This window comes from Pseudomonas sp. Z4-7, assembly GCF_051131965.1.
GTDB lineage: Bacteria > Pseudomonadota > Gammaproteobacteria > Pseudomonadales > Pseudomonadaceae > Aquipseudomonas.
This window is the reverse complement of sequence record NZ_CP071642.1, coordinates 1,100,027-1,120,349: the sequence shown is the minus strand read 5'-3', so window position 1 is coordinate 1,120,349 and position 20,323 is coordinate 1,100,027. Positions and strand designations below refer to the sequence as shown.

Genomic DNA, 20,323 nt, shown 5'->3' with positions numbered 1-20,323 from the left:
GGACATGACCCGCTCATTACGCATCTTCTACGTCGCACTGTTCATGCTGATACTGACAGCGCTGGGTATCTGGTCGATGCGCAGCTTCCTCGGCTTCAGCACCAACCCCGATGCGACCGTGCTCAACGGTCGCTGGGCCAAGGCCGTGGAAACGCATTACGACGAAGAATTCCCGATCAAACGCCTGGGCACCAACATCTGGGCGGCGCTGGACTACAAGCTGTTCAACGAGGGCCGCAAAGGCGTGGTCCTGGGCCGCGATCAGTGGCTGTTCAGCGACGAGGAATTCAACCCGATCGTCAACGAAGACCAGAACCTGCAAGGCAACTACGCGCTGATCGAAGGCGTGCGCCAGAAGCTCAAGGAGCAAGGCATTACCCTGGTCATGGCCATCGTGCCGGCCAAGGCGCGGCTGTATCCGGAGCACCTGGGTGAAGTGAAGCCTTCGAGCATTCACGCCAACCTGTATCAGGATTTCCACGCCCGTGTCGCGGCGGACAAGATCCTTGCTCCTGACTTGCTCGCCCCGCTGCAACAGGCCAAGCAAAGCGGTCAGCAAGTGTTCCTGCGCACCGACACCCACTGGACTCCGGAAGGCGCGCAAATCGCTGCGGAACATCTGGCCAAAGCGATTGCCGAACGCACACCACTGAATGGTGAGCCACAGCGTTTCGTCACAGAGCCTGCGGAAAAAATCATCCACAAGGGCGACCTGCGTCAGTTCCTGCCGCTGGACCCGCTGTTCGAAAACCTGATGCCAGCCCAGGAACCGCTGGTCAAGCGCAACACCCGCGAAGCCGACGACCAGCCGGCCAGCGAAGACGCACTGTTCGCCGATGCCCAGGTGCCCGTGGCCCTGATCGGTACCAGCTACAGCGCCAACCCGAACTGGAACTTCGTCGGTGCACTCAAGCAAGCCCTGCACAGCGACGTCGTCAACTACGCCGAAGACGGCCATGGCCCGATTCTGCCGATGCTCAGCTACCTCAAGAGCGACGCCTTCAAGAACAGCCCGCCACAAGTGCTGATCTGGGAGTTTCCTGAACGTTATCTGCCCGTGAACAACGAGATCGGCGACGCCGATCCGCAATGGGTCGCCGAGCTCAAACAAGCCGGCGCCCGCCAACAGAACGTAGCTGCAAACACACAATCCGAGACGCCCGACCGGGCGCAAAACTGAAAGAGAGGTCCACCATGACTTTCAACACTACTCCTCGCCGTCTCGCTGCTCGCTCCTTCAAGGCCGTTGCCCTGGTCGCCAGCATGAGTGCCCTGTCCTTCTCAGCGTTTGCCGGTGACTCGGCCCTGTACGGCCCGGTCGCGCCAAAAGGTTCGAGCTTCGTGCGGATCTACAACGCCAGCAACGCCGAAGTCAGCGCCACCGTCGGCAGCACCAATATCAGCGACGTGGCCCCGCTGGCCAGCAGCGACTTCAGCTTCATGCCTGGCGGCGACTACAGCGCCAAGGTGGGCAGCCAGACCGTACCGGTTAAACTGGCCTCCGATCACTATTACACCCTGGTCAATAACGCCAGCGGCCAGCCACAACTGATCGAAGAGCCACCGTTCAAGAACAAGCAGAAATCCCTGGTCCGCGTGCAAAACCTCAGCGACAAGCCGCTGACCCTCAAGACCGCTGATGGCAAGACCGAAGTGGTTCCGAACGTAGCGGCCAAGGGCCGTGGCGAACGTGAAATCAACCCGGTGAAAGTGAGCCTGGCACTGTACGAAGGCGACAAGAAAGTCGGCGACGTCAAGCCTGTTGCCCTGGAGCGTGGCGAAGCGGCCGTGCTGTACGTAACCGGCTCCGGCAGCAGCCTGTCGCCAGTCTGGGTGAAACGCCCGGTGTCGACCCGCTGATGAGTTTTCCTGACTGACGCCCTGCCTGTGGAAGCCAACCTGCTCCCACTTTGAACCGAGGCGTCATTCAGGCACGGAACAACAACAAGAGAGTGAAACGACAGAACGCAGTAGCTCTGAAACCATTTCGATTTTGTAGGAGTAACACACATGATTCCGGTGATCTTGTCAGGTGGTAGCGGCTCACGTCTTTGGCCGCTTTCGCGCAAGCAATTCCCTAAACAGTTCCTGGCCCTGACCGGCGAACACACCCTGTTCCAGCAGACCCTCGAGCGCCTGGTGTTCGAAGGCATGGACACGCCGATCGTGGTCTGCAACAAGGACCACCGTTTCATCGTCAACGAGCAGCTGTCGGCCCGCAACCTGGAAGCCCAGCGCATCCTGATGGAACCGTTCGGTCGCAACACCGCACCGGCCGTGGCCCTGACTGCGATGATGCTGGTCAATGAAGGCCGCGACGAACTGATGCTGGTGCTGCCGGCCGACCACGTCGTCGAAGACCAGAAGGCCCTGCAACGCGCCCTGGCGCTGGCCACCGTGGCCGCCGAGCGTGGCGAAATGGTGCTGTTCGGCGTACCGGCGACCAAGCCGGAAACCGGTTATGGCTACATCAAGTCGACCAACGATGCCCTGCTGCCTGAAGGCGTCAGCCGCGTTTCGCACTTCGTCGAAAAACCCGACGTCAAGCGCGCCACTGAGTTCGTCGATGCCGGCGGTTACTTCTGGAACAGCGGCATGTTCCTGTTCCGCGCCAGCCGCTTCCTCGAAGAGCTGAAAAAGCACGATCCGGACATCTACGACACCTGCCTGCTGACCCTGGAGCGCAGCGAGCAGACCGCCGACACCATCACTTTTGACGAAGCCACTTTCGCCTGCTGCCCGGACAACTCCATCGACTACGCCGTGATGGAAAAAACCCAACGCGCCTGCGTAGTGCCGCTGTCGGCCGGCTGGAGCGATGTCGGCTGCTGGTCGTCGCTGTGGGAAGTCAATCCGAAGGACGCCAACGGCAACGTCACCAAGGGCGACGTCGTGGTCCAGGACAGCCGCAACTGCATGATCCACGGCAACGGCAAGCTGGTGTCGGTGATCGGCCTGGACAACATCGTCGTGGTCGAAACCAAGGACGCCATGATGATCGCCCACAAGGACAAGGTCCAAGGCGTGAAGCAGATGGTCAACACCCTCAATGCCCAGGGCCGCACCGAAACCCAGAACCACTGCGAAGTCTATCGTCCATGGGGTTCCTACGACTCGGTGGACATGGGCGGTCGTTTCCAGGTCAAGCACATCTCGGTCAAGCCGGGTGCGTGCCTGTCGCTGCAGATGCACCACCACCGCGCCGAACACTGGATCGTGGTCAGCGGCACCGCCGAAGTGACCTGCGACGAGAATGTGTTCCTGCTCTGCGAAAACCAGTCGACCTACATCCCGATCGCGTCGGTCCACCGCCTGCGCAACCCGGGCAAGATCCCGCTGGAAATCATCGAAGTGCAGTCCGGTAGCTACCTGGGCGAAGACGACATCGAGCGCTTCGAAGACATCTACGGTCGCTCCACCCCGATCGAACGCGGCGTGTCGGTGAAGACCATCGCGCAGTAACAACTAGTAGCAACGGTCAGTAGTAACGATCGGCAACAAAAGATCAGTCGTACAAGAAGCCCCCGTCCAGCCCACTGCGTCCCCTATCCGCAGCGGGTTGGGCGGGGGCTTTTTCCTGGGCGTTCGGTGACCCATCCAGGGAGCAATACCCATGGCCCGCCCCCTTCGGTAGGATGTGCCGACGGTCACGGAGGCTTCAACCATGCTTATCGGCGTCTTGCTGGTCATCACCTGGCTCATCCTGCTGTTGCGCTACCCGGCCAAGGCATTGCCGGTGTCCCTGGCGGCGTTTGTCGGGTTGGGGCTGGTGGCGGCATGGGTACTCTGGGAAGAGAACCGGGAAACTCGGCAACTGGCACGTCTGGATCTGAGTATCACTTTTGCCCCCGAGCAGTGCCCGGCCGATCGCCCGCTGCAGCTGAAAATGCGCAATGGCAACGACGTGCCGTTGACCGAGCTGCGCTGGCAAATCGCGGCCTATGCCCCCGGCGACACCATCAACCTGGCGGACAACCAGTACAGCTCACCGCGCTACCGCGGCCCCGGCGAATTGCAACCCGGCGCCGACTGGCAGGACTGCCTGCCGATACCGCCACTGCGCCCCGGCTACCGCCCGCAAACCCTGGAGTTTCGTGCCGAGCGACTGCAAGGTAGTTTCTCCAACTGACCCTCCCATTTTTTGCACAAGGAAAGCGCCATGCCCGTTGCGTTGATCACCGGTTGTTCCAGCGGCATCGGCCGCGCCCTCGCCGATGGCTTCAAGGCCGCCGGTTACCAGGTCTGGGCCAGCGCCCGTAAGGATGAGGACGTGGCGCAGTTGCGCGCCGCCGGGTTCACCGCGGTACAACTGGACGTCAATGACGCTCAGGCGCTGGAACAGCTCGGCGAGCGAATCAACCAGGAACATGGCGGCCTCGATGTGCTGGTCAACAACGCCGGTTATGGCGCCATGGGTCCGTTGCTGGATGGCGGCGTGCCGGCCATGCAGCGTCAGTTCGAAACCAACGTGTTCGCCATCGTCGGCGTGACCCGCGCGCTCTTTCCGGTGCTGCGCCGGGCGAAGGGGCTGGTGGTGAACATCGGCAGTGTTTCCGGTGTGCTGGTCACGCCATTTGCCGGGGCGTACTGCGCCTCCAAGGCTGCCGTGCATGCCTTGAGTGATGCGCTGCGCATGGAACTGGCGCCGTTCGGGATCCGCGTGATGGAGGTCCAGCCCGGTGCCATTGCCTCCAGCTTCGCGAAAAATGCCGGCCATGAAGCCGAGCAGTTGATCAGCGAACAATCGCCCTGGTGGCCCCTGCGTGACGGTATCCGCGCCCGCGCCAAGGCCTCCCAGGACAACCCCACCCCCACCGCCGAATTCGCCGCCGCACTGCTCAAAGCCGTGCAACAACCCAAACCGCCGCGCTTGTTGCGTCTGGGCAACGGCAGCCGGTCCTTGCCGTTGATGGCCGGTCTGTTGCCCAAGGGGTTGCTGGAGAAAGGCTTGATGAAGCGGTTCGGATTGGGTCGGTCGTTGTAACTATCAAGGCTTGCAAGCTTTGCTGTTGTGGCGAGGGAGCTTGCTCCCGCTCGGCTGCGCAGCAGTCGCAATCCGGCTGATGCGGTTTACCTGACGCACCGCAGTGGCTGGTTTGGGGCGGCTTCGCCGCCCAGCGGGAGCAAGCTCCCTCGCCACGGGTGAAAGAAAATCCAAGAGCAACCGGTAAAAAAGTGGGAGCGAGCCTGCTCGCGAATACGGTCTCACAGTCAACATTGATGTTGGCTGAACCACCGCTATCGCGAGCAAGCTCGCTCCCACAGGGGACTTTGGGTGAACACAACATTCATGCCCGCCGAAGATCCAGTGTGGGAGCGAGCTTGCTCGCGATGACGGCGTGTCAGTCACCGTCCATGCAGCCGACTCACCGCTTTCGCGAGCAGGCTCGCTCCCACAGGGGACTTTGGCTGAACACAACATTCATGCCCGCCGAAGATCCAGTGTGGGAGCGAGCCTGCTCGCGATGACGGCGTGTCAGTCACCGTCCATGCAACTGAACCACCGCTATCGCGAGCAGGCTCGCTCCCACAGGGGACTTTGGCTGAACACAACATTCATGCCCGCCGAAGATCCAGTGTGGGAGCGAGCTCGCTCGCGAATACGGTCTCACAGTCAACATTGATGTTGGCTGAACCGCCGCTATCGCGAGCAAGCTCGCTCCACAGGGGCTCAGCGCTTGTCGTGGGGTTCTACCACCACCGTGCAGGTCATCCCCGCCGCCAGCAGCACGCCATCCGGTACTTCATCCAGATGTATACGCACCGGCACCCGCTGGGCCAGGCGCACCCAGTTGAAGGTCGGGTTCACGTCGGCAATCAGTTCCCGGCTCTCGGGGTTGTCGCGGTCGTAGATGCCCCGGGAGATACTTTCCACGTGCCCCTTGAGCAGTTCACCACTCATCAACTGCAACTGCGCGGCATCGCCGACCCGCACCTTGGGCAACTTGGTTTCCTCGAAGAAGCCATAGACCCAGAACGAATTCATGTCCACCACGGCCATCTTCGCCTCGCCGATGCGCGCATAGTCGCCACGGTGCACATTGAGGTTAGTGACGTAGCCGTCCACCGCCGCACGGACCTCGGTGCGAGCCAGGTTCAGCTCGGCCGCCTCCAGCTGCGCCTGGGCGTGCTGGTAATCAGCCAGGGCCGAGTCGGCGATATTGCTGGCGTCGTCACGGTTTTCCCGGGAAATCACCAGGCTGTCCAGGTCAGCGCGCCGATGAGCGTTGACCTTGCGCATCTCCCAAGTGGCCTTGCGGGACGCCACCAGGGAACGCGCCTGCTTGAGCGCAATGCGGTAATGCTCGGGGTCGATGCGCATCAGCAAGTCGCCCTTCTTGACCAACTGGTTATCACGCACCGGCACCTCGATCACTTCGCCGCTGACGTCGGCGGCGACATTGATGATGTCGGCCCGGACCCGGCCATCGCGGGTCCATGGGGTGTTCATGTAATGCACCCACAATGTCCGGCCGATCCACAGCGCAAGCGCCAGCACCAACAGCGTCGCCAGCAGGCTGAAAAATTTCTTCATCGCATCGATCTCAACGGTAGACCGTCAGCGCCAGCGCGCCGAACAGGCAAGTGAACAAGCTCAGGCGCAGCAGCGCCGGATGCCAGAAAAAACGGTACAGATCCAACCCCGAGAGGAAACGATCCAACGCCCAGGCGAGGCCGGCGGCGATGAAAAACATCAGGGTCATGGTCGGCATGTATACGCCGTGGAAGGCGATCTCACGGAGCATGTTCAGGTTCCTGGGGCAGCGACGCGGCATAAGCCGCCAAGGGTGATTGCGGGTCCAGCAGGGAGGTGCGGATGAAGTGCAGGTAGCTCTTTACCCGGCGCAGGGCGGAGGTGTCGAAATGCGGGGCGAAAGGTTCGTCGGTGGCCTGGACCCGGCTGATGGCCTGGTCCACCGCGACCAGGGCGCGCTCCAGGTTGTTCTGGCCGGGCTGGCGGAACAGCCGCACCAGCGCCCGCCCCATCACCCGGATCGCCTGGCGCCATGGCTGGCTTTCGGCATAGGCCGGATGCACCGGCAGCGTCGCCTGTTCCTTGCGCAACTCGATGATCGCGTGGCCGACTTCCAGCACCACGAACATCCAGCGCAGCAAGTCCCGTTGCACCCGGGGCTGCCCCGCCGCCAGCCCGTAGGCCTGGTGCAGCAGATCGCGGGTACGGCTCTCGAATCCCGACGCCAGGCCCTTGAGCTTGCCACTGATGGCGAACACCACTTGTTCGCGCAAGTCTTGTTCCAGCCGGCGCCACATCCAGCGGCTGTTGGGCGGCAGGATGATCGCCCCGGCAGCCGCACACACCAGCATGCCGAGGATCATCGCGAGGTAGTCGTTGATGAAGGCGTAGGGGTTGTAGACCGTCAGGTTGTCCGGCACCGAGCCGGTGCTGAAAAAAATCAGCAGGCCCAGCCCGACGCCGGCGTATTGCGCACGTGAGCTGAGAAACGCGCCCAGCATGATCACGGGCGCCAACATCACGCAGAGCAAGGGGAAGCCGTCGATCAACGGGAAGATGAAGAACATCTCGACAAACCCGATCAACGCCCCGAACAACGTGCCGCAGGCCATCTGGAATGCCATGCGCTTGGGGTTCGGCGTGGCGGCCGACAAGCCCACGGTGGCGGCGGCGATCATCGTCATGGTCGCACCGCTCGGCCAGGCCGTGGCGACCCAATAGCTGCCCAGCACCACCAGGATGAAGGCAGCACGAAAACCGGCAGCCGCGGCGGCCAGGCCATTGGTCTGCGACACGAAGGGTTCGTCCCAGCGCTCACGTTCGTGGCGGTGATCGGCCAGTGACGCGTGGGTCTGGGCGTAGCCATGCAGGTCTTCGACGAAGCGATACAGCAATTCGTATGCAGTATGGAAATCCAGCTGCTGCGCCTCACTGGGATCCGTCTCTTGAAATTGTCCCCGCAGCTGGCGCACCCGGGCTGGCAAGTCGGCCTTGTAGGCCGCCAGCGCCGCTGCCAGGCGCGTCGCATCGGCGTCGGTCAAGGCCCGCGCGCTGAAGCCGTCGAGCAATTCTGCAAGGGTTTGCAAGCCGGGTTTGATCGCATCCACCACCGCATCCGCCGCGCCATTGCGCAAGCGTTCAAGCAATTGATGCAAGGCGTTGAAGCGCGTGGTAACGCCCATGAATTCGCTGTTCAGGCGACTGAGTCGGCCGTTGCGCCGGCGCATGTGCGGGTCTTCGAACACGGTCACGCTGCGCAGGCTTTCCAGGCCCACCGCCTCGGCGATGAAAGCGACGTTGCGTGCCTCGAATGCCTCGGGTTGGCTGCGTCCGCGCAAGCCATCGGTGACGAACAGGGCGAACACGCCGAAGCGCTGGTAGAGCGCGTTGCGCATGGCCGCGCTCGCGGTTTGCGGCAGGATTGCAGCACTGATCGCAGTGGCGCAGAGAATCCCCAGGGAAATCTCCAGCACCCGCCACACCGCCGCCATGAAAGCCCCTTCCGGATGGGCCAGGGCCGGCAGGCCGATCATCGCCGCGGTGTACCCGGCCAGCACAAAACCGTAGGCGCGAAAGTTGCGATAACGCGCTGCTCCGGCCGAACAGATGCCGACCCATATCGCCAGGCAGCCGAGAAACAACTCGGTGTTCTGAGCGAACAGGGCGATCAGCGCCACCATCACCGTCGAGCCGGCCAAGGTACCGAGCAGGCGATAAAAACTCTTGGCGAAGACCTGGCCACTCTGGGGCTGCATGACGATGAACACGGTGATCATCGCCGTACGCGGTTGCGGCAACTCCAGGCGCATCGCCAGCCACAGGGTCAGGAACGCGGCGAGCAATACCTTGAAGATGTAGACCCAGGTCACCCCATCGCTGCGGGCCCAGTCGAAAAAGCCACGGCGCCATTCGAGGCGATGAAGCCGAAGTAAATACGTCATGAAAGGCCTGCTCAGCATCGTGGCGAGGGAGCGCTTGCCACAGGCATGTCGCTGCCGGCCTCCAGCCCGCCGCCCAATGCGGTGACCAAGTCGGCATGGGCGCTCAGCCGCGCTGCCTCTACCTGCTGTTGCACCTGTTGTTGCTTGAACAACAAGCTCTGGGCGTTCAGCACGTTGAGGTAGTCGGTGAGCCCCCGCTGAAACGCCACCAGCGCAATGTCGTAGGTGCGCTGGGCGGCGGCCACCGATTCGGCGGCGAAGGCCTGTTGCTTGTCCATCGACTCACGGCGAATCAACTGATCGGAAATGCTCTTGAGGGCATTCACCAGCGTCTGGTTGTAGTGCGCCACGGCGATGTCATAACCCGCCGCAGCCTCGCCCAACTCGCCACGCAGGCGTCCGCCATCGAAGATCGGCAGCGAGATGGCCGGGCCGACGTTGTAGGTGAGCTTCTTGCCGGTCAGGAATTCCAGCGCCCCACCGCCAGTAGCCATGTAACCCAGGCTACCGACCAAGTCGACGTTGGGGTAAAAACCCGCGCGCGCCAATTCGACCCCACGGGCCTGGGCTGCCACTTGCCAGCGCGCGGCAACCACATCCGGACGCTGGCCGAGCAGTTCGGCGGGCAATGCCGATGGCAGTTTCAACGGAGCCCCCAGCGCCAGGCTCGGCCGTTGCAGGCGCGCGCCGTCGCCCGGACCCTTGCCGGCGAGCGCCGCCAATTGATTGCGGCTCAGGGCAATGGCTTCGTCGAGGGCATCGAGCTGACGATGGGTTTCCGGCAATGGCGCCTGGGCCTGGCTGACTTCGAAATGGGTGCCGATGCCACCGTCCAGGCGCTTCTGCGCCAGTTCGAGGATCTGCTCTTGCTGACGGAGGGTCGCGGCGACGATGTCGCGCTGGGCGTAACGCAGCGAAAACCGGATGTAGGCGCGCACGATATTGTCCTGCAATTCCAGCTGCGCTTGCCGCGCCTCGGCGACGCTGACATGGGCCAGGTCGACGGCCCGCTCGCTGGCGCTGCGCTCGCGGCCCCACAGATCCAACGCATAGCTCAGGCCCAGGGCGGCGTTGTTGTCCCAAGTGGTGGTGTTGGCCAGTTCGCCGGGGCCATAAAACTGATCGGTGGGCCAGTTGTGGCGCTTGAGGGCCGACTCGCCATTGATCTGCAGCGACTCGGCGGCCTCGGCGACACCCGCCATGGCCTTGGCCTGGCGCACCCGGGCGACGGCCATGGCCAGGCTCGGGCTGTCCCGCACGGCCAGGTCAATCCAGCCGTCCAGTTGCGGGTCACCATAGGCTTTCCACCACTGGCGGGTCGGCCAGTGAGCATCGCGGGCAGCCTCGCGTATCGCCGCATCGGTCGCCAACTGGTTCGCCGACAAGAGCTCGCCTTGCGGCGCGATCCCTCCCGTCCCGATACAACCGCTGATGGTCAGCGTCAAAACCCAAACACTGAGAGTCTTCAGCTCTCTGCTGATGCAACGCGGCACGGGCGCAATATTCCTGAGATGGAGAGGCAAGAGGAGACGATAAGAATTTCGCCCTGGAACACGCCTGTGGGAGCGAGCCTGCTCGCGAAAGCGGCCGCGCAGGCACACCGAGAACAACTGTGATGCCTATTTCGCGAGCGGGCTCGCTCCCACAGGATCCAGGACTGGCGGCAATTCTAGGCATCACCCCCAACGGCGATAAGCCGACCTTTCTGCGAATCTTTGTTACCGTTATCGTGATAATCCATTAGTCGGGGCCCCGCATCTCTGTAACTTCATGTCACAATTTGGCACCTCCCAAGAGAGCCCTCCATGGACACTTTGCAAAACATGCGTGCGTTCAGCTGTGTTGCCGAAGCCGGCAGCTTCACCGCCGCCGCCGCGCAACTCGACACCACCACGGCCAACGTCTCGCGTGCGGTTTCCAACCTGGAAGCGCATCTGCAAACCCGTCTGCTCAACCGCACCACTCGCCGCATCGCCCTGACCGAAGCCGGCAAACGCTACCTGCTGCGGTGCGAGCAGATCCTGGCGTATGTCGAAGAGGCGGAAGCCGAGGCCAGCGATGCCCATGCGCGCCCGGCCGGACAATTGAAAGTCCACACCATGACCGGCATCGGCCAGCATTTCGTCATCGATGCCATCGCCCGTTATCGCAAGACGCACCCGGACGTGACCTTCGACCTGACCCTGGCCAACCGGGTGCCGGACATCCTCGACGAGGGCTACGACGTCTCGATCGTACTCGCCAGCGAGTTGCCGGACTCCGGCTTCGTGTCCCAGCGCCTGGGAATCACCTACAGCATCGTCTGCGCGTCGCCCGCCTACGTGAAGGCCAGCGGCTGCCCGCAGAAACCCAGCGACTTGCTGAACCACGCCTGCCTGCGCCTGGTCAGCCCGGTCATTCCGCTGGAGAAATGGGTGTTCGACGGCCCGGAAGGCCAGGAGATGGTCACCATCAACAGCTCACCGTTCCTGGTGAATTCCGCCGATGCGATGAAAACCGCGATCACCAGCGGCATGGGCGTGGGCGTGCTGCCGGTGTACGCCGCCATCGAAGGCTTGCGCAACGGCACGCTGGTGCGGGTCATGCCCAACTACCGTTCCCAGGAACTGAACCTTTACGCCATCTACCCTTCGCGCCAATACCTGGATGCGAAGATCAAGACGTGGGTCGAATACCTGCGAGGCTCGTTGCCGGAAATCCTCGCGGCGCACCAGGCCGAACTGACGGCCTATGAATTGAGTGGAAGCCTGACGGGAGCACGGGTCGCGAACTGAATCCGCGACCGCGCGCCGGGGGGGGGAAATCAGCGTTTGCCCATCGAACGACGCGTGCCGGGAGGCGCGGCGCCGGGGGTCTTGGTATGGCCATTCTTCGCGCCATTCTTGTACCACGGTTGCTGGCCAGCGCCTTTGGCCGCTGCCAGTTCACCAGGCTTGAACGGGAACTTGAAGGCTGGAATCGGCGCCTTGTCATCGTCGGCGCTGGAAACATCGCTGTCGGTCTGGCCAGACGATTCGCCTGGCAAGCGTTCGTCTGCGGGCGATGGTATTGGGGAAGTCATTTGAGTTATTCACTTGAGTGGGACAACAAACCGTGGCGAGGGAGCTTGCTCCCTCGCCACAATTGAGTATGCGTGGCTCGGTAGCCGAGCCGCGAAACGCAGCAGTATACCTGCGCGAAATCGCGGTGCCACGGAGCAGATGCAGCGGTGGAGTTCCGTCTGACGGGAAACCAAGACAAAACTGACAGCCCTGACAGCTAGCGGTCACCTTCCTGACGGGCTCACAACGCTATATAAGAAAGCTAGGAATTCCTCCGTCCCGAACCGGCGTTTCACGTTCATGCCTATCCAGAAAAAAACCGTCCTGCTCGTCGCGTTACTGATCGCCCTGGCCACCCTCGCCCTCTGGTTCATCATGAAGCCCGTCGCCAGCAAACCCGGTGCTTCCACCGCCGTGCCAGTGAAGGTGATAAGCGTTGTCGAGCAGGATGTGCCGCGCTTCGCCAGCGGCATCGGCACGGTCTTGTCGTTGCACAGCGTGGTGATCCGTCCGCAGATCGACGGCATCCTCACCAGGCTGCTGGTCAAGGAAGGGCAACTGGTCAGGAAGGGGGACCTGCTGGCGACCATCGATGATCGTTCGATCCGCGCCAGCCTCGACCAGGCCCGCGCCCAGCTCAGCGAGAGCCAGGCGCAACTGGCCGTGGCCCAGGTCAACCTCAAGCGCTACAAGCTGCTGAGCGTCGATGACGGCGTATCGAAGCAGACCTACGACCAGCAACAGGCGCTGGTCAACCAGCTCAAGGCCACTGCCCAGGGCAACCAGGCGGCCATCGATTCGGCGCAGGTGCAGCTGTCCTACACGCAGATCCGCTCGCCGGTGAGCGGTCGCGTCGGCATTCGCAACGTGGATGAAGGCAACTTCCTGCGCACCAGCGACACCGAAGGCCTGTTCACGGTGACCCAGATCGACCCGATCGCCGTGGAGTTCTCCTTGCCCCAGCAAATGCTGCCGACCCTGCAGCGATTGATCGCCGCCCCGGACCAGGCCTTGGTCAAGGCCTACATCGGGGCCGACGGCGCGACCGGGGAATTGCTCGGCGAGGGACGGCTCAGCCTCATCGACAACCAGATCAACACCAACACCGGAACCCTGCGGGCCAAGGCCGAATTTAATAACGCCGCGCAACGGCTGTGGCCGGGGCAACTGGTGACGCTGAAAATCCAGACCGCCATCGACAAGGGCGCCCTGGTAGTGCCGCCCACCGTGGTCCAACGCGGGCTGGAGCAACATTTCGTCTATCGGGTCAAGGGTGACAAGGTCGAAAGCGTGCCGGTGCAAATGGTTTACCAGGACAGCGACAGGCACATCATCAAAGGCGTGAACGCCGGCGATCAGCTGGTGAGTGACGGCCAGTCACGCCTCAAGCCCGGCGCCAGTGTCCAGGTGCTCAGCGATCCGCCCGCCCTCGCCAAGACCGGGCAGGCGCAGCCATGAAGGGCCGCGGCTCGATATCGGCGTGGTGCATCGACCACCCCATCGCCACGGTGCTACTGACGTTCGCCCTGGTATTGCTGGGGTTGATCGCCTTTCCCCGCCTGCCCGTCGCGCCTTTGCCCGAGGCGGAATTCCCGACCATCCAGGTCAACGCCCAACTGCCCGGCGCCAGTCCCGAAACCATGGCATCTTCCGTGGCGACCCCACTGGAGGTGCAATTCAGCGCCATTCCCGGCATTACCCAGATGACCTCAAGCAGTGCGTTGGGCTCGACCAACCTGACCCTGCAATTCAGTCTCGACAAGAGCATCGACACCGCCGCCCAGGAAGTGCAGGCGGCGATCAACACCGCCGCCGGCAAGCTGCCCAATGACATGCCGAACCTGCCGACCTGGCGCAAGGTCAACCCGGCCGACAGCCCGGTGCTGATTCTCAGCATCAGCTCCGACCTGATGCCAGGCACCGAACTGAGTGATTACGTCGAGACGCTGCTCGCCCGCCAGATCAGCCAGATCGACGGTGTCGGACAGATCTATATCACCGGCCAGCAGCGGCCGGCGATCCGGGTCCAGGCCTCGGCCGACCGGCTTGCCGCCATCGGCCTGACCCTCGCCGATATTCGCCAGTCCCTGCAGCAGGCCAGCCTCAACCTGGCCAAGGGCGCGCTGTATGGCGAGTCGAGTATTTCCACCTTGTCCACCAACGACCAGCTGTTCAAGCCGGAGGAATACGGCGAGCTGATCGTTTCCTACCGGGACGGCGCACCGGTCCATCTCAAGGACATCGCCAAAGTCGTCAACGGTTCGGAAAACGCCTACGTGCAGGCCTGGTCCGACGATCAGCCCGGCGTCAACCTGGTGATCTTCCGCCAGCCGGGGGCGAACATCGTCGAGACGGTCGACCGCATCCAGGCGGCGCTGCCAACCCTGGAAGCCATGCTGCCGGCCGCCATACAGGTCAAGGTGATGATCGATCGCACCCAGACCATTCGCGCTTCGCTGCATGAAGTGGAAATCACCCTGCTGATCGCGGTGCTGCTGGTGGTGGCGGTGATGGCGCTGTTCCTGCGCCAGCTCTCGGCGACATTGATCGTCTCGGCAGTGCTCGGGGTGTCGCTGACCGCCAGTTTCGCGCTGATGTATGTGATGGGTTTCAGCCTCAACAACCTGACCCTGGTGGCGATCGTCATCTCGGTGGGGTTCGTGGTGGACGACGCGATCGTGGTGGTGGAGAACATCCACCGGCACCTGGAAGCCGGCGATGGCGTGCGCGAGGCGGCGATCAAGGGTGCCGGGGAAATCGGCTTCACGGTGGTGTCCATCAGTTTCTCGCTGGTGGCGGCGTTCATTCCGCTGCTGTTCATGGGCGGCGTGGTCGGGCGGCTGTTCAAGGAATTTGCCCTGACCGCCACTTCGACCATCCTGATTTCCGTCGTGGTGTCCCTGACCCTGGCGCCGACCTTGGCCGCCTTGTTCATGCGCGCCCCGAAACATCACGCGCAGGCCAGGCCGGGTTTCGGCGAGCGCTTGCTCGGCTGGTACGAACGCGGCCTGCGCCGGGCCCTGGCCCACCAGAAACTGATGATCGGCGTGTTCGGCCTGACCCTCGCCCTCGCGGTCGTGGGCTACGTGTTCATCCCCAAGGGTTTCTTCCCGGTCCAGGACACCGGCCTGGTGCTGGGCACCAGCGAGGCGGCCGCCGACATCTCGTTCCCGGACATGGTGGCCAAGCACAAGGCCCTGGCCGAGATCGTCGCCGCCGACCCGGCAGTGCAGACCTTCTCGCACTCCGTCGGCGTCTCGGGCAACAACCAGACCATCGCCAACGGCCGTTTCTGGATCGCCCTCAAGCCTCGGGGCGAGCGCGATGTATCGGCCAGCGGCTTCATCGACCGGATCCGCCCCAAGTTGCTGAAGATTCCCGGCGTTGTGCTGTACCTGCGGGCCGGACAGGACATCAACCTCAGCTCCGGCCCGAGCCGCGCTCAGTATCAATACGTGCTCAAGAGCAATGACGGGCCGACCCTCAACGCCTGGACGCAGAAACTCACCGACAAGCTGCGCAGCATTCCGGCATTTCGCGACATTTCCAACGACTTGCAATTGGGCGGCAGCATCACCCACATCAACATCGACCGCAGCGCGGCGGCGCGTTTCGGCCTCACCGCCAGCGATGTCGACCAGGCGCTCTACGACGCTTTCGGCCAGCGGCAGATCAATGAATTCCAGACCGAGACCAACCAGTACAACGTCATCCTGGAACTCGACACCCAGCAACGCGGCAAGGCCGAAAGCCTTGCGTATTTCTATCTGCGCTCGCCGCTGAGCGGGGAAATGGTCCCGCTCTCGGCCCTCGCCCGCTTCGACGCACCGACCAACGGCCCGCTGTCGATTGCCCACGACGGCATGTTCCCGGCCGCCAACCTGTCGTTCAACCTCGCACCGGGCGTGGCGCTGGGGGATGCCGTGCGCCTGCTCGACCAGGCCAAGAACGAGATCGGCATGCCCGCCGCCATCACCGGCAGCTTCCAGGGCGCGGCCCAGGCGTTCCAGAGCTCGCTGAAAAGCCAGCCGTGGCTGATCCTCGCCGCGTTGGTGGCGGTGTACATCATCCTCGGCGTGCTCTACGAGAGTTTCGTCCATCCGTTGACGATCATCTCCACCTTGCCCTCGGCCGGCCTCGGCGCGTTGATCATGCTCTGGCTGTTGGGCCAGGACTTCTCGATCATGGCGCTGATCGGCCTGGTGCTGCTGATCGGTATCGTCAAGAAGAACGGCATCCTGATGATCGACTTCGCCCTCGATGCCCAGCGCAACGGCGGGATGGCGCCGCAGGAGGCGATTTTCCAGGCCTGCCTGACGAGGTTCCGTCCGATCATGATGACGACCCTGGCCGCCCTGCTCGGCGCCCTGCCGCTGATGCTCGGCTATGGCCCCGGCGCGGAGTTGCGCCAACCACTGGGCATCGCGGTGGTCGGTGGCCTGCTGGTGAGCCAGGCACTGACGCTGTTCACCACGCCGGTCATATACTTGTGGCTGGAGCGATTGTTCCATCGGCCCGCGCCTCGACCCGGTTCTGCGCCGACGGCGGCGCTGGCAAATGCAGACTGAGGCCGGGCCATGCGCGTTCTGATCATCGAAGACGAAGAAAAAACCGCCGACTACCTGCACCGCGGCCTGACCGAACAGGGTTACACCGTGGACGTGGCAGGGGACGGCGTCGAAGGGCTGCACCTGGCCCTGGAAAGCGACTATGCGGTGATCGTGCTCGACGTCATGCTGCCGGGCCTCGACGGCTTTGGCGTGCTGCGGGCCCTGCGCGCCCGCAAGCAGACGCCGGTCATCATGCTCACCGCCCGCGAACGGGTCGAAGATCGCATCAAGGGCCTGCGCGATGGCGCCGACGATTATCTGGGCAAGCCGTTTTCATTCCTGGAGCTAGTGGCCCGCCTGCAAGCCCTGACCCGCCGCAGCAGCGGCCATGAACCGGTGCAGGTGAGCATCGCCGACCTGTGGATCGACCTGATCAGCCGCAAGGCCAGCCGCGCCGGGCAGCGCCTGGACCTGACCGCCAAGGAGTTTTCGCTGCTCAGCGTGCTGGCTCGCCGCCAAGGCGAGATCCTTTCGAAAACCGCGATTGCCGAAATGGTCTGGGACATCAATTTCGACAGCGACGCCAACGTCGTCGAAGTGGCGATCAAACGCCTGCGGGCCAAGCTCGACGGGCCTTTCGAGCACAAGCTTCTGCATACCATCCGAGGGATGGGTTATGTGTTGGAGAATCGCGGTGAGTAACAGCATCGCCCTGCGCCTGAGCGGCATGTTCACGCTGGTGGCGGCGCTGGTGTTCCTGTTGATTGGCGGCGGCTTGTACCAGCAGGTCGAAAAAGGTCTCGGCCTGTTGCCGGAGGCGGAGCTCGACGCCCGCTACAGCGTGCTGGAGTCCACCGTCGGCCGCTATGGCACGCCGGAGCACTGGGTCAAGATCAACAACAAGCTGCGCTTGCTCGGCGAAGAGGACAAACGCATCCACTTCTGGATCGTCAGCGATGACCCGCGCTTTGAATACGGTAACCCCGATGCACAGATCCGTGCCTTCGCCGCAGGTCCATTGGGCAAACGTGACCTGAAGCTGGCGACGCAGCATTACCCGATGAAAGTGCTGGTGAGCCAGTTCCCGGCCAAGGACCAGCGGCCGCCGCTACGGTTCATGATCGGTATCGACACCGAGACCTTCTACCAGACTCAGCATCGTTTGCTGGTCGCGCTGGTGAGCCTGGCGATCGTCGGCGTGCTGCTGGCCTCGTTGCTGGGCTACTGGGTGGCGCGCATCGGCCTCAAGCCACTCATCAAGTTGTCGGACGAAGCCCGGCGCCTGGCCCCGCCGCGGCTCACCGGGCGCTTGCAATTGTCGCCGCTGCCACCGGAACTCAATCAGTTCGTCAGTTCCTTCAACGCAACCCTGGACCGCGTCGAGCAGGCGTATTCAAGGCTGGAGTCATTCAATGCCGACGTGGCCCATGAACTGCGCTCGCCACTGACCAACCTGATCGGCCAGACGCAGGTGGCGTTGACCCGTGGGCGCTCGGCAGAGCATTACTTCGAAGTGCTGCAATCGAACCTCGAAGAGCTGGAGCGACTGCGCTCGATCATCAACGACATGTTGTTCCTGGCCAGCGCCGACCAGGGCAGCAAGGCCACCAAGCTGACCACGACCTCCCTGGCCGATGAGGTGGCAACCACCCTTGATTATCTGGACTTCATCCTCGAAGACGCCCAGGTCCAGGTTCGCGTCAGCGGCGATGCCCAGGCCAGTATCGAGATCGCCCACCTGCGCCGGGCCTTGATCAATCTGCTGAGCAACGCCGTCCAGCACACCGCGCCCGGCCAGGTGATCGACGTGGACATCGAAGCCACCGGCGACCAGGTCACCCTGGGCGTCACCAATCCCGGCGAGCCTATCGCCGGCGAACACCTGCCGCGCCTGTTCGAGCGCTTCTACCGGGTCGACGTCTCCCGCAGCAACAGTGGCGCCAACCACGGCCTGGGCCTGGCCATCGTCAAGGCGATTGCACTCATGCACGGCGGCGATGTATTCGTGCGCAGCGACCGTGGTGCCAACACCTTCGGGATCCGCTTGCCGGCCTGAGGAGCAAGCCCGCCCCCACAAGATTCCTGTGGCATATGCCCACCCAAGGACAACACTGTGGGAGCGAGCCTGCTCGCGAAGGCGGCAGTCCATCCAACCTCGATGTCCATGCAATAAGCCACGATGTGGATTGCTCAATTCCAGTGTCACAAGCACAATCTTGCAAAAGGCCAGCATTGTCTGATGCCAGTCATCCGCTATTAAAGATGAGCAGCCTATGGGAAGGATCCCAGCCACATGACAATGCAGATCGGAATCATGAGCGCGAGCAGTGCAACACCCGGCAACATCCCGCTTTCGATACGTTCGGAACGGGTACTCGTTTTGGCCAGCTCGCTGGTTGTCATCGCCATCGTAGCTATCGTGACGTTCCTGCTGATCCGTGAACACGCCAGCGCGCAGCAGGCAGCGACGCGCGCGGCGAGCAACATTGTGCAGTTGATCGACGCCGACGTACTGCGCAATGTCGAACTCTACGATCTTTCGCTGCAAGGCCTGATTGCCGCAGCGAAACGCCAGGATCTCCAGGACGTTTCGCCAACGATCCGCCACCTCGCCCTGTTCGACCGCGCCACCGCAGCCCCTTATAAAGGCGACATATTGCTGCTCGACAAGCGCGGCGACGTGGTCGCCGATTCCGCTTCGGTCGAACCGCGCAAGGGCAATTACGCCGATCGGGAATATTTCCAGTCCCATCTGAAGGATCCGGGCCCGGGCATGAAGATCAGCCGTCCGTTCCGGGCCCGGAGCAGTCCGCATGATTGGCGCATCAGCTTCAGCTACCGCTTGAACGACGACCGGGGAGAGTTCATGGGTGTGGCCGAGGCTGCAATGCGCCTGGGCTACTTCAGCCAGCTCTTCAAGAGCTTGAACATCGGCCATGGCGGCACGGTCAACCTGGTCAGCCGCGACGGGATCCTGTTGGCTCAGGAGCCGCCTCTGGCCGAAGACATGATCGGCAAGGATTTCAGCAGCCGACCGAACTTCGTGCGGATCCTGCGCGAAGGCGATGGCAGTTTTACCAGCGTGTCCAGCGTGGATCAGAAGCAGCGGCTGTACACCTTTTCCCAGGTCGGTAATCTGCCGCTGGTCGTCGTGGTCGCGCTCTCTTCCCAAGAGGTTTTCGCGTCATGGCAACGCACGGCGCTGCTGGTCAGTGGCGCCACGGGCGCGCTGTGCTTCAGCTTGCTCTGGCTCACCTGGCTGCTGCGTCGGGAATTAAGACGCCGGCACACCGCTGAACGGGAACTGGCCCTGCTGGCATCCGTCGACCCGCTGACAGGCCTGGCCAACCGCCGGACGCTGGACCAGACGCTGCAACTGGAGTGGCTGCGCGCCCAGCGCTCCGGTCAACCGTTGTCGATCCTGATGATCGATGCCGACCACTTCAAGGCGCTCAATGATCGCCTGGGCCACCAACGCGGTGACGAGGCGTTACGAACCCTGGCGCAACTGATCGGCGGGTACGTGCGCCGACCGGCCGACCTGGCGGCGCGTTATGGCGGTGAAGAGTTCTCGGTGGTGCTGCCGGAGACGACGACCGCAGGAGCGTTCACCATGGCGCAAAACATTCGCGAAGCCGTTGAGCAACTGCCCGGCGACGCCCCCATGACCGTCAGCATCGGCATCGCTACGTGGGCGAACGGGCCTTACAACGAACTTGAGGCGTTGCTGCTCGCCGCCGACAAGGCGCTCTACCAGGCCAAGGCCAGTGGACGTAATCGAGTTGTTTGTGCGATGTAAGCCTTGCTCCTGCTTTC

General features: G+C 63.0%; 16 protein-coding genes. 11 read left to right on the top strand and 5 right to left on the bottom strand.

The genetic code is table 11. The annotated features are described in order from the left end of the window. Positions 1-4: 4 nt before the first annotated feature. The 5 genes from J3P91_RS04850 (at position 5) to J3P91_RS04830 (ending at position 4,984) form a co-directional block, all read left to right on the top strand. Positions 5-1,180: an alginate O-acetyltransferase gene (locus tag J3P91_RS04850; RefSeq protein WP_305496611.1), complete on the top strand. Its 1,176-nt coding sequence runs from the start codon at positions 5-7 to the stop codon at positions 1,178-1,180. A gap of 14 nt (positions 1,181-1,194) precedes the next feature. Continuing rightward, the gene (locus J3P91_RS04845) at positions 1,195-1,860 is read left to right on the top strand and encodes an alginate O-acetyltransferase AlgF (protein WP_305496612.1); all 666 of its coding nucleotides are present in this window, start codon (positions 1,195-1,197) and stop codon (positions 1,858-1,860) included. A 150-nt stretch (positions 1,861-2,010) separates the two neighbouring features. Then, a complete protein-coding gene (locus J3P91_RS04840) occupies positions 2,011-3,462 on the top strand; it encodes a mannose-1-phosphate guanylyltransferase/mannose-6-phosphate isomerase (protein WP_434569722.1) in 1,452 nt (483 codons plus the stop codon). Positions 3,463-3,664: 202 nt separating this feature from the next. Next, positions 3,665-4,129 carry a multidrug transporter gene (locus J3P91_RS04835; protein ID WP_434602880.1) on the top strand — a complete coding sequence of 155 codons (465 nt, stop codon included), beginning with the start codon at positions 3,665-3,667 and terminating at the stop codon, positions 4,127-4,129. Positions 4,130-4,159: 30 nt separating this feature from the next. Then, positions 4,160-4,984, top strand: a complete 825-nt coding sequence (locus tag J3P91_RS04830; protein WP_434602879.1) for an SDR family oxidoreductase — start codon at positions 4,160-4,162, stop codon at positions 4,982-4,984. A gap of 687 nt (positions 4,985-5,671) precedes the next feature. Here J3P91_RS04830 and J3P91_RS04825 read toward each other — a convergent pair. Genes J3P91_RS04825 through J3P91_RS04810 form a run of 4 tightly spaced genes read right to left on the bottom strand, consistent with a single transcriptional unit; the run spans position 5,672 to position 10,409 of the window. Beyond that, on the bottom strand, positions 5,672-6,535 hold the full coding sequence (locus J3P91_RS04825) for an efflux RND transporter periplasmic adaptor subunit (RefSeq protein ID WP_434602878.1): 864 nt from the start codon (positions 6,533-6,535) through the stop codon (positions 5,672-5,674). A gap of 10 nt (positions 6,536-6,545) precedes the next feature. After that, the gene (locus J3P91_RS04820) at positions 6,546-6,746 is read right to left on the bottom strand and encodes a DUF1656 domain-containing protein (RefSeq protein ID WP_434569726.1); all 201 of its coding nucleotides are present in this window, start codon (positions 6,744-6,746) and stop codon (positions 6,546-6,548) included. Then, positions 6,736-8,916, bottom strand: coding sequence for an FUSC family protein (locus tag J3P91_RS04815; RefSeq protein ID WP_434602877.1), 2,181 nt, complete (start codon positions 8,914-8,916; stop codon positions 6,736-6,738). The genes J3P91_RS04820 and J3P91_RS04815 overlap by 11 nt, the downstream gene beginning before the upstream one ends. An 11-nt stretch (positions 8,917-8,927) precedes the next feature. Beyond that, positions 8,928-10,409 (bottom strand): efflux transporter outer membrane subunit, encoded by a 1,482-nt coding sequence (locus tag J3P91_RS04810; RefSeq protein WP_434602876.1) that lies wholly within the window; start codon positions 10,407-10,409, stop codon positions 8,928-8,930. A gap of 312 nt (positions 10,410-10,721) precedes the next feature. Between J3P91_RS04810 and J3P91_RS04805 the strand changes: the two genes are divergently transcribed. Further along, complete coding sequence (locus J3P91_RS04805) at positions 10,722-11,690, top strand: LysR family transcriptional regulator (protein WP_434569728.1); 969 nt, start codon at positions 10,722-10,724, stop codon at positions 11,688-11,690. Between the two features lie 29 nt (positions 11,691-11,719). Here J3P91_RS04805 and J3P91_RS04800 read toward each other — a convergent pair whose 3' ends face one another. Beyond that, positions 11,720-11,977, bottom strand: a complete 258-nt coding sequence (locus J3P91_RS04800; RefSeq protein ID WP_434569729.1) for a hypothetical protein — start codon at positions 11,975-11,977, stop codon at positions 11,720-11,722. Positions 11,978-12,257: 280 nt separating this feature from the next. On the opposite strand from J3P91_RS04800, the gene J3P91_RS04795 reads away from it, so the two are divergent. The 5 genes from J3P91_RS04795 (at position 12,258) to J3P91_RS04775 (ending at position 20,306) form a co-directional block, all read left to right on the top strand. Then, positions 12,258-13,415 (top strand): efflux RND transporter periplasmic adaptor subunit, encoded by a 1,158-nt coding sequence (locus J3P91_RS04795; RefSeq protein WP_434602875.1) that lies wholly within the window; start codon positions 12,258-12,260, stop codon positions 13,413-13,415. Continuing rightward, positions 13,412-16,525, top strand: coding sequence for a multidrug efflux RND transporter permease subunit (locus J3P91_RS04790; RefSeq protein WP_434602874.1), 3,114 nt, complete (start codon positions 13,412-13,414; stop codon positions 16,523-16,525). The genes J3P91_RS04795 and J3P91_RS04790 overlap by 4 nt, the downstream gene beginning before the upstream one ends. A 9-nt stretch (positions 16,526-16,534) precedes the next feature. Then, positions 16,535-17,209 carry a heavy metal response regulator transcription factor gene (locus J3P91_RS04785; protein WP_434569732.1) on the top strand — a complete coding sequence of 225 codons (675 nt, stop codon included), beginning with the start codon at positions 16,535-16,537 and terminating at the stop codon, positions 17,207-17,209. Further along, the gene (locus J3P91_RS04780) at positions 17,184-18,563 is read left to right on the top strand and encodes a heavy metal sensor histidine kinase (RefSeq protein WP_434569733.1); all 1,380 of its coding nucleotides are present in this window, start codon (positions 17,184-17,186) and stop codon (positions 18,561-18,563) included. Before J3P91_RS04785 ends, J3P91_RS04780 begins: the two co-directional genes overlap by 26 nt. Positions 18,564-18,821: 258 nt before the next feature. Beyond that, on the top strand, positions 18,822-20,306 hold the full coding sequence (locus J3P91_RS04775; RefSeq protein ID WP_434604998.1) for a sensor domain-containing diguanylate cyclase: 1,485 nt from the start codon (positions 18,822-18,824) through the stop codon (positions 20,304-20,306). Positions 20,307-20,323 lie beyond the last annotated feature (17 nt).